This window comes from Cupriavidus sp. GW822-FHT03E04 (assembly GCF_058801495.1).
The window spans coordinates 86,206-95,376 of the sequence record NZ_JBXANI010000031.1 but is presented as its reverse complement, the minus strand read 5'-3'; the positions used below and the strand labels follow the sequence as shown (position 1 = coordinate 95,376).

The 9,171-nt window shown below is 67.6% G+C and carries 8 protein-coding genes; 5 read left to right on the top strand and 3 right to left on the bottom strand.

Annotation, left to right across the window (positions count from 1 at the left end; all coding sequences use genetic code 11):
• Positions 1-194 precede the first annotated feature (194 nt).
• The 3 genes from AC1RQC_RS33960 to AC1RQC_RS33950 are packed head-to-tail and all read right to left on the bottom strand — an operon-like array spanning position 195 to position 2,199.
• Positions 195-686, bottom strand: coding sequence for an aminoacyl-tRNA deacylase (locus AC1RQC_RS33960; RefSeq protein WP_492376669.1), 492 nt, complete (start codon positions 684-686; stop codon positions 195-197).
• A 35-nt stretch (positions 687-721) separates the two neighbouring features.
• Positions 722-1,672 carry a site-specific tyrosine recombinase XerD gene (gene xerD / locus AC1RQC_RS33955; RefSeq protein WP_492376671.1) on the bottom strand — a complete coding sequence of 317 codons (951 nt, stop codon included), beginning with the start codon at positions 1,670-1,672 and terminating at the stop codon, positions 722-724.
• Between the two features lie 47 nt (positions 1,673-1,719).
• Entirely contained in the window at positions 1,720-2,199 is a 480-nt protein-coding gene (locus tag AC1RQC_RS33950; RefSeq protein ID WP_174425989.1) for a methylated-DNA--[protein]-cysteine S-methyltransferase, read from the bottom strand.
• A gap of 248 nt (positions 2,200-2,447) precedes the next feature.
• On the opposite strand from AC1RQC_RS33950, the gene AC1RQC_RS33945 reads away from it, so the two are divergent.
• The 5 genes from AC1RQC_RS33945 (at position 2,448) to zwf (ending at position 9,125) form a co-directional block, all read left to right on the top strand.
• Entirely contained in the window at positions 2,448-3,707 is a 1,260-nt protein-coding gene (locus AC1RQC_RS33945) for an ROK family transcriptional regulator (protein WP_492376668.1), read from the top strand.
• Positions 3,694-5,397 carry a sugar ABC transporter ATP-binding protein gene (locus AC1RQC_RS33940; protein ID WP_492885885.1) on the top strand — a complete coding sequence of 568 codons (1,704 nt, stop codon included), beginning with the start codon at positions 3,694-3,696 and terminating at the stop codon, positions 5,395-5,397. Before AC1RQC_RS33945 ends, AC1RQC_RS33940 begins: the two co-directional genes overlap by 14 nt.
• A 90-nt stretch (positions 5,398-5,487) precedes the next feature.
• Complete coding sequence (locus AC1RQC_RS33935) at positions 5,488-6,501, top strand: ABC transporter permease subunit (protein WP_492885883.1); 1,014 nt, start codon at positions 5,488-5,490, stop codon at positions 6,499-6,501.
• 78 nt (positions 6,502-6,579) lie between these two features.
• Positions 6,580-7,518, top strand: coding sequence for an ABC transporter substrate-binding protein (locus tag AC1RQC_RS33930; protein ID WP_492813194.1), 939 nt, complete (start codon positions 6,580-6,582; stop codon positions 7,516-7,518).
• 116 nt (positions 7,519-7,634) lie between these two features.
• A complete protein-coding gene (gene zwf, locus AC1RQC_RS33925; protein ID WP_492376665.1) occupies positions 7,635-9,125 on the top strand; it encodes a glucose-6-phosphate dehydrogenase in 1,491 nt (496 codons plus the stop codon).
• Positions 9,126-9,171 lie beyond the last annotated feature (46 nt).

Genomic DNA, 9,171 nt, shown 5'->3' with positions numbered 1-9,171 from the left:
TTTTCGTTAGTTTTCTTTGCCGGTCAAAGAAAAGTGACCGGCAGCCCCCGCAGGGGGATGTCGTATGGCCCTTGGGTGCAAAAACCATCGCCGCTCAAAGAAGCAGCAACCAAGCAAGGGCGATGTCGTATGGCTCTTGGGTGCAAACGCCATCGCCGCTCAAAGAAACAGCGACCACCCCATCCTCACCCTCATCAATCCCTCAACCCACACTCCACCACCTCCGCCCCCACCAACGTCTTCAAAACCTGCGGATCAATACTAACCAGATACCCCCTGCGGCCCCCATTGATATAGATCCGCTCCAGCGCCAGCACACCGGCCTCAACAAAAACCGGCATCCGCTTGCGCGTCCCGAACGGCGAGGTCCCGCCCACCAGATACCCGCTATGCCGCTGCGCCACCTCCGGCTTGCAGGGCTGCACGCTCTTGTGCCCGGTTTGCCGCGCCAGGTTCTTGGTAGACACCGAACAGTCGCCATGCATCAGCACAATCAGCGGCTGCGCACGCTCGTCTTCCATCACCAGCGTCTTGATCACCGCGTGCTCGTCCACGCCGAGCTGGCGGGCGGACTCGCCGGTGCCGCCATGCTCGACGTAGTCATAGGCATGCTCGCCAAAGGCAACGCCATGCCGCTTGAGGAACTGGGTGGCCGGGGTTTCCGAAACGTGTTTGGTCTTGCTCATGATGGATGACGGATCGCAATGACCGCGCGGGCAACCTAGCCGCGCGGATGGTGGTGCTGGTGCAGCTCGCGCAGGCGCTCGCGCGCCACGTGCGTGTAGATCTGCGTGGTGGAGATATCGGCGTGCCCCAGCAGCAACTGCACCACGCGCAGGTCCGCGCCGTGGTTGAGCAGGTGGGTGGCAAAGGCATGCCGCAAGGTGTGCGGTGACAGCGGCGCGTAGATCTCGGCTTCGCGGGCGTGGCGCTTGATCAGGTGCCAGAAGGCCTGGCGCGTCATGCCGTCGCCGCGCTGGGTGACGAACAGCGCTTCGCAGGCACGCTCGCCCAACAGCGCGGGCCGGCCTTCGGCCAGGTAGCGGCGCAGCCAGTCGCCGGCTTCGGTGCCAAACGGCACCAGGCGTTCCTTGTTGCCCTTGCCGCCCACCACGCGCGCCACGCCCTCGTTCAGGCTGATCTCGATGGTCTTCATCTGTGTCAGCTCGGACACGCGCAGGCCGCTGGCATACATCAGCTCCAGCATGGTGCGGTCGCGCAGGCCAAGCGGCGTGGCGGTGTCGGGTGTCTCCAGCAGCGCCTCGACCTGGGCTTCGGTCAGGGTCTTGGGAAAGCGCGGCGGCTGCTTGGCCGGGCGCAGCAGCAGGCAGGGATCGGCCGTGATCATGTGCTCGCGCAGCGCCCACTGGAAAAAGCGCTTGAACACCGTCAGCCGCCGGTTGGCGGACGAGGCGCGGGTTTCCAGGTGGCGCGAGGCGAAGTAGCCGTTGAGGGCGCTGTCGTTCACCGCCAGCAGCGCGCAGGTGCCCGAGGCATGCAGCCAGCGCGACAGCAGCGCCAGGTCGCGCCGGTAGGCGTCGATGGTGTTCTGCGCAAGGCCGTCTTCGAGCCACAGCGCGTCGCAGAAGCGGTCGACCAGGGCCAGGTCGGCGAGCAGGGCGGGGCTGTCCTCGGTGTCTTCGGTGTCGATGACGGCGTTGCTGTCTTCCATGTCGTCGATATGGCCGCTGTCGCCGCCGTCAATCTGCGCAATGTCGTTCATGCCAGCATCACCCCTTCATGGCGCAGCAGCCAGCGTTTGATATCAAGGAAGAAGCCGTCGCCGTCATGGTTGGCAAAGCCGCCGATGCCGCTGGCGCCAACCACGCGATGGCAGGGAATCACCAGTGGGAAGAAATTCGCCCCGCACGCCTGCCCGACCGCGCGTGGCGCGCTGGCGATCTGCCGCGCCACCGCGCCATAGGTGGTGACCTTGCCACGCGGCACGTTCGAGATCGCTTGCCAGACCCGGCGCTGGAACGCGCTGCCGACCGGCGCCAGCGGGATATCGAAGCGTGCATCCGGATCGGCGTAGTAGGCCTCCAGTTGCCGCGCCAGGCGTTGCGTGACCGCGTTGGCCGGCTCGACGAGCCGCATGCTCGCGGGCAGGTACACGATCTCGCGGACGAATTCGCCGTCGGTGCGCACGCCGATCTTGCCGAAAGGGGCTGGGAGGATGGCGTCGAAGATGGAGTCCATGGCAGGGGTGGGAAGCGCGAGCCTGGATTTTAGAGCATGGCGGCGGCGCCGGGATGCGCGGTGGCGTGTGGGGCGCACCGCAGAGGGCCATGCAACCACTTGACTGGGGTTTCCCCTTCCTTGAGTTCTGGTCTGGCTTATTATTTAATTCAATCTGAATTAATTAATGCCGCAGCTAGATACACCGCCGTCGCCACTCAGCGCGCAACGTGATGCAGGCGGTACTCATAACAGCATTCGGAGACCACATGAACAGTGCCAAGGCCGGCCGCGGCGTGAATTCCGCCAGTTTGCGGCTGTACAACGAGCGCGCGCTACTGCTGGCGCTGCGGCATGCCGGGGAGGCGTCCAAGGCGGATCTCGCCCGCATCGCGCAGCTCACCAACACGGCGGTGGGCAGCATCGTGCAGACGCTCACCGAGGATGGCCTGATCCATGTGGCCGGCCGCCGCCAGGATGGGCAGCGTGGCCAGCCGGCCAGCCTGATCCGCCTGCAGCCCAAGGGCGCGTTCGGCATCGGGGTCCGGCTGGACCGTGGCAGCATCGAGTGCGTGATGGTGGACTTCGGCGGCGAGATCCTCGCCAGCCGCGCCCACCAGATGGTCCTGCCCCACCCGGAGCAAGCGCTGGCATTGGTGCGCGACGATGTGGCCGAACTGCGTGCGCTGCTTACGCCGGACGAGCGCAAGCGCCTGCTTGGCATCGGCGTGGCCCAGCCCTATAACCTCGGTGCCTGGCTGCGCGAGCTGGACTTGCAGGACGAGGCATCGCAGGCCACCTTCCGCGCCTGGGATGCCGTGGACTTTGCCGCAGCGCTGTCGGATGCCACCGGCCTGCCGGTGTTTGGCGAGAACGACGGCACCGCTGCTGCCGTGGCCGAGCTGTTCTACGGCAGCCACCACGCGCAGAGCTTCCTCTATGTCTTCGTCGGCCCGGCCATCGGCGGCGGCGTGGCGCTCAACGGAGACTGCGTGCGCGGCGTGTCGGGCAATGCCGGCGACATCGGCATGATGCCGGTGCAGCCCAGCACCCTGGCCTCCGCGCCGCGCACCGGCAAGCGGCGCGACATCCTGCTGGCGCGCGCCTCGCTCAACGCGCTGACGCGCCACCTGCGCCACCACGGCGTGACCATCGACGGCCATGCCGATCTGGAAGCGCAGGTGCGCGTCCAGCACCCGGCGGTGGCGCAGTGGCTGGACGACTGCATCGATGCGCTGGCGCCCGCCATGCAATCGGCGCTGGCGGTGCTCGACGTGCCGCTGATCATCCTTGACGCCGATATCGACGGTGGCCTGGTGCAGGCGCTGATCGAGCGCCTGCAAGGCGAGCTGGACGACGGCGCGCCCGAGGCTCGGCGAGCGCCACGCGTGGTGCGTGGCTGCTTTGGTGCCAACGCCGGCGCGGTCGGTGCCGCGTCGCTGCCGATGTTCATGAATTTCTCGCCGCGGGCCGACATGCTCAAAGGCGCATCCGCCATGATTCCGGAGGCCAACCATGCCATCGTCTGATCTGTCCGCTTCGTCTATTTCACCTATTTCGCCCATTTCGGCTGCTTCGTCCGATACGTGCGATACGTGCGATACGTCCACCAAGGCGCCGCTGCTGGCGCTGCGCAATATCTGCAAGACCTTCCCCGGCGTGCGCGCGCTGCGCAATGTCGAGCTCACGGCCTACGCCGGCGAGGTCCACGCCTTGATGGGCGAGAACGGCGCCGGCAAGTCGACGCTGATGAAGATCCTGTCCGGCGCCTACACCGCGGACCCCGGCGGCGAATGCCATATCGACGGGCAACGGGTGCAGATCGATGGGCCGCAATCCGCGCGCGACCTTGGCGTGGCGGTGATCTACCAGGAGCTCAGCCTGGCGCCCAACCTGAGCGTGGCCGAGAACATCTATCTGGGCCGTGCCCTGCAGCGGCGCGGGCTGGTGGCGCGCGGCGAGATGGTGCGCGCCTGCGCGCCCACGCTGGCCAGGCTCGGCGCGGATTTCTCGCCCGCGGCGAACGTGGCAAGCCTGTCGATCGCGCAGCGCCAGCTGGTGGAAATCGCGCGGGCCGTGCACTTCGAGGCGCGCATCCTGGTGATGGACGAGCCCACCACGCCGCTGTCCACGCACGAGACGGATCGCCTGTTCGCGCTGATCCGCCAACTGCGCGGCGAAGGCATGGCGATTCTCTATATCAGCCACCGCATGGCCGAGATTGACGAGCTGGCCGATCGCGTGACCGTGTTGCGCGACGGCTGTTTCGTTGGCACGCTGGACCGCGCGCACCTGTCGCAGGCGGCGCTGGTCAAGATGATGGTGGGGCGCGACCTGTCAGGTTTCTACACCAAGACGCACGGCCAGCCGGTCGAGCGTGAGGTGATGCTGTCCGTGCGCGACGTGGCCGATGGCCGGCGCGTCAAGGGCTGCAGCTTCGACCTGCGCGCCGGCGAGGTACTGGGGCTGGCGGGCCTGGTCGGCGCGGGCCGCACGGAGCTGGCGCGGCTGGTGTTCGGGGCCGACATGCGCACGCGCGGCGAGGTCCGGATTGCCGACCCGGCCAACCCGGCCGGCCCCGGCGGGCTGGTCACGCTGCCGGCCGGCGGCCCGCGCCAGGCCATCGATGCCGGCATTGCCTACCTGACCGAGGATCGCAAGCTGCAGGGCCTGTTCCTGGACCAGAGCGTGCACGAGAACATCAACCTGATCGTGGCCGCGCGCGACGCACTAGGCCTGGGCCGCCTGAACCGGAGCGCCGCGCGCCGCCGCACGGCCGAGGCCATCGACACGCTGGGCATCCGCGTGGCGCATGCGCAGGTCAACGTGGGCGCGCTGTCCGGCGGCAACCAGCAGAAGGTGATGCTGTCGCGGCTGCTGGAAATCCAGCCGCGCGTGCTGATCCTGGATGAGCCTACGCGTGGCGTGGACATCGGCGCCAAGTCGGAGATCTATCGGCTGATCAACGCGCTGGCCCAGAGCGGCGTGGCGATCCTGATGATCTCCAGCGAGCTGCCCGAAGTGGTGGGCCTGTGTGATCGCGTGCTGGTCATGCGCGAGGGCGCGCTGGCCGGCGAGGTGCGCCCCGCCGGCAGCGCGGCCGAAACCCAGGAACGCATCATCGCGCTGGCCACCGGCGCGGCCGCGCAGCCGGCGCCCGCATGGGCGGACGTGCCGCGCGCTGCCGCCGGCCATGCAACTAGCATCACGCTGCATTGAGGCAGGGCGCAGCCTGTGCGCCGCCCGCAAGAGACAGAACCATCGACGCCGGCCCGCAACGCTGCGCAGCCGCCGGCGCAGGAGACAACCATGCATGAATCCATCACACGTCCCGCCGCTTCCACTGGCGCTTCGTTGCCCGCGGCCACTCTCGGCCGCCTCACCACCCAGGAGCGCCTGCGCGCGCTTGGCATGCTGCCCGTGCTTGTGCTGCTGTGCATCGGCTTCTCGGTGCTGACCGAGAACTTCGCCGGCTGGCAGAACCTGTCGATCATCGCGCAGCAAGCCTCCATCAACATGGTGCTGGCCGCGGGCATGACCTTCGTGATCCTGACCGGCGGCATCGATTTGTCGGTGGGCTCCATCCTGTCGATCTCGGCGGTGGTGGCGATGCTGGTGTCGCTGATGCCGCAGCTCGGCATGCTGAGCGTGCCCGCCGCGCTCTTGTGCGGCCTGCTGTTCGGCATCGTCAACGGCGCGTTGGTCGCTTTCATGAAACTGCCGCCGTTCATCGTCACACTGGGCACGCTGACGGCGGTGCGCGGGCTGGCGCGGCTGGTCGGCAACGACAGCACGATCTACAACCCGGATATCGGCTTTGCCTTTATCGGCAACGGCGAAGTACTGGGCGTGCCCTGGCTGGTGATCATCGCCTTTGCCGTGGTGGCGGTGTCGTGGTTCGCGCTGCGCCGCACTGTGCTGGGCTTGCAGATCTACGCGGTGGGCGGCAATGCCGAGGCGGCGCGCCTGTCCGGCATCAAGGTGTGGGTCGTGCTGCTGTTCGTGTACGCGGTGTCCGGGCTGCTGGCGGGGCTGGGCGGCGTGATGTCTTCCGCGCGCCTGTACGCGGCCAACGGGCTGCAGCTTGGCCAGTCGTACGAGCTCGATGCCATCGCCGCGGTCATCCTGGGCGGCACCAGCTTCGTGGGCGGCACCGGCTCCATCGTCGGCACGCTGGTCGGGGCGCTGATCATCGCGGTGCTGTCCAACGGACTGGTGCTGCTGGGCGTGTCAGATATCTGGCAATACATCATCAAGGGGCTGGTGATCATTGGTGCGGTGGCGCTCGACAGCTATCGCCGCAAGGGCTCGGCGCGCACGTGAAGCGTGCGTGACCTGACCACCGGCTACTGGAGACACGATATGTCCAAGCAATACCTGGCGGCACTGGCGATGGCGGCAATGAGCCTGCTGTGCGCCGGCGCCGCCGCACAGAACGCGCCGGACGCCGCACCGGCGAGCGCGGCCGCGCAACGGCCGCTGAAAAAAGTCGGCGTCACGCTCGGCTCGCTCGGCAACCCGTACTTCGTCGCGCTGGCGCACGGCGCCGAAGCCGCCGCCAAGAAGATCAACCCGGATGCCAAGGTCACGGTGCTGTCCGCCGACTATGACCTCAACAAGCAGTTCTCGCATATCGATAGCTTTATCGTGTCGAAGGTGGACCTGATCCTGATCAACGCGGCCGACGCGCGCGCCATCGAGCCCGCGGTGAAGAAGGCCCGCAAGGCCGGCATCGTGGTGGTGGCGGTGGACGTGGCGGCGGCGGGTGCCGACGCCACGGTGCAGACCGACAACACGCAGGCCGGCGAGTTGGCCTGCGCCTTTCTCGCCGAGCGGCTGGGCGGGCGCGGTAACCTCATCATCCAGAATGGCCCGCCGGTGTCTGCCGTGCTGGATCGCGTGAAGGGCTGCAAGACGGTGCTGGGCAAGCACCCCGGCATCCACGTGCTCTCCGATGACCAGGATGGCAAGGGCTCACGCGAGGGCGGCCTCAATGTCATGCAGCTTTACCTGACCCGCTTCCCCAAGATCGACGCGGTCTTCACCATCAACGACCCGCAGGCTGTCGGCGCCGACCTGGCCGCGCGTCAGCTGAACCGCCGTGGCATCCTGATCGCGTCTGTCGATGGCGCGCCCGATATCGAGGCCGCGCTCAAGGCCAACACGCTGGTGCAGGCCTCGGCCAGCCAGGACCCGTGGGCCATCGCCCGCACCGCGGTGGAGATCGGCGTGGGGCTGATGCATGGCCAGGCACCCGCAAACCGCATCGTGTTGCTGCCGCCCACACTGGTCACGCGTGCCAATGTGAACGCGTACAAGGGCTGGGCCGCGCCGCGCTAGCCGGGCAGCGGTCCGCGCTCAACTTACAACCGAATCCCCTGATAGCCGATCAACCGATCAACCGACCAACCGACCAACCGACCAACCGACCAACCGACCAACCGACTGGTGAAACCATGCCAAACAATGCTGTAGGCGCAGTCCCCGAATTCGACTTCGTGCTGTTCGGCGGCACCGGCGACCTGGCCACGCGCAAGCTGCTGCCGGCGCTGTTCGATGCGCACTGCGTGGGCTCGCTGCACGCGCGCGGGCGCATCCTCGCACTCGGCAGCCAGCCGCTCGGCCAGGAAGCCTACCTGGCCATGCTCGAGTCCAAGGTGCGTCCGGCGCTGCCCGCTGCCGCCGCGGCCGAAGTCTGGCAGGCCTTTGTCGCGCGCATCCTCTACCTGCAGGTGGACGCCAACGCGCCGGAGGGTTTCGATGCACTCGCCGAGCTGGTCCGTGCCCGCGCCGCGCCGGTGGTGGTGTTCTACCTGGCCACCGGCCCGCAGTTGTTCGTGCCGATCTGCGAGCAACTGGCGCGCACCGGCCTTAACCACGCAGGCGTGCGCATCGTGCTGGAAAAGCCGCTGGGCCACGATCTGGCCTCGTCCGATGCCATCAACTCCGCGGTGGCGCAACATTTTGCCGAAGACCAGATCTACCGCATCGACCATTACCTGGGCAAGGAGTCGGTGCAGAACCTGATGGCGATGCGCTTTGGCAACGTACTGTTCGAACCGCTGTGGCGGCGCGAATGGGTGCGCGATGTGCAGATCACCATCGCCGAGGAAATCGGCGTGGAAAAGCGCGGCGCATTCTACGACGGCATCGGCGCGCTGCGCGACATGGTGCAGAACCACCTGCTGCAACTGCTGTGCATGGTGGCGATGGAGCCGCCGGCCAGCCTGTCGGAGGACGCGATCCGCGACGAGAAGCTGAAGATCCTCAAGGCGCTCAAGCCCATCGAGTTGAACGAGGTCGCCGAGAAGGTGGTGCGCGGGCAATACTGCCGTGGCGCGGCGGCCGGCGACGCCGTGCCGGGCTATGTGAACGAGCCGGCCGTCGCGCCCGATAGCCAGACCGAGACCTTCGTCGCCATCAAGGCGGAGGTTGCCAACTGGCGCTGGGCCGGCGTGCCGTTCTACCTGCGCACCGGCAAGCGCATGCAGTCGCGCGTGGCCGAGATCGTGATCCAGTTCCGCGACGTGCCGTACTCGCTGTTCCCGCGCCCGCTGGACCACGAGCCCGGCAACCGGCTGGTGATCACGCTGCAGCCGGAGGAAAGCATCCGCCTGCATTTCCTGGTCAAGCATCCCGGCGACACGCAGGCGCTGCAGCCCGCCACGCTGGACCTGCAACGCATGCTGCCGCGCGGCCAGGGCAATCGCAATGAGCGCAAGACCGGGGCTTACGAGCGGCTGCTGCTGGACGTGATCCGCGGGCGGCTCGGGCTGTTCGTGCGGCGCGACGAGCAGGCGCAGGCCTGGCGGTGGGTCGCGCCGATCCAGCAGGCCTGGGCGCAGAGCAATCTCGCGCCCAAGCTCTACACCGCCGGCACTTGGGGGCCGGCGGCGTCGAGCGCGCTGCCCTCGCGCGATGGCGCGGTGTGGCATGAAGAGCTGTGAGACGCGTTGTGAAGCCAGTCTGAAGCATGGCGACGCGCCGGCGGTT

Bases quoted from the DNA above. Each gene is read 5' to 3' on its own strand.
- AC1RQC_RS33960 (WP_492376669.1), bottom strand. From the start codon at position 686: ATGAGCAAGACCAAACACGTTTCGGAAACCCCGGCCACCCAGTTCCTC.
- xerD (WP_492376671.1), bottom strand. From the start codon at position 1,672: ATGGAAGACAGCAACGCCGTCATCGACACCGAAGACACCGAGGACAGC.
- AC1RQC_RS33950 (WP_174425989.1), bottom strand. From the start codon at position 2,199: ATGGACTCCATCTTCGACGCCATCCTCCCAGCCCCTTTCGGCAAGATC.
- AC1RQC_RS33945 (WP_492376668.1), top strand. From the start codon at position 2,448: ATGAACAGTGCCAAGGCCGGCCGCGGCGTGAATTCCGCCAGTTTGCGG.
- AC1RQC_RS33940 (WP_492885885.1), top strand. From the start codon at position 3,694: ATGCCATCGTCTGATCTGTCCGCTTCGTCTATTTCACCTATTTCGCCC.
- AC1RQC_RS33935 (WP_492885883.1), top strand. From the start codon at position 5,488: ATGCATGAATCCATCACACGTCCCGCCGCTTCCACTGGCGCTTCGTTG.
- AC1RQC_RS33930 (WP_492813194.1), top strand. From the start codon at position 6,580: ATGAGCCTGCTGTGCGCCGGCGCCGCCGCACAGAACGCGCCGGACGCC.
- zwf (WP_492376665.1), top strand. From the start codon at position 7,635: ATGCCAAACAATGCTGTAGGCGCAGTCCCCGAATTCGACTTCGTGCTG.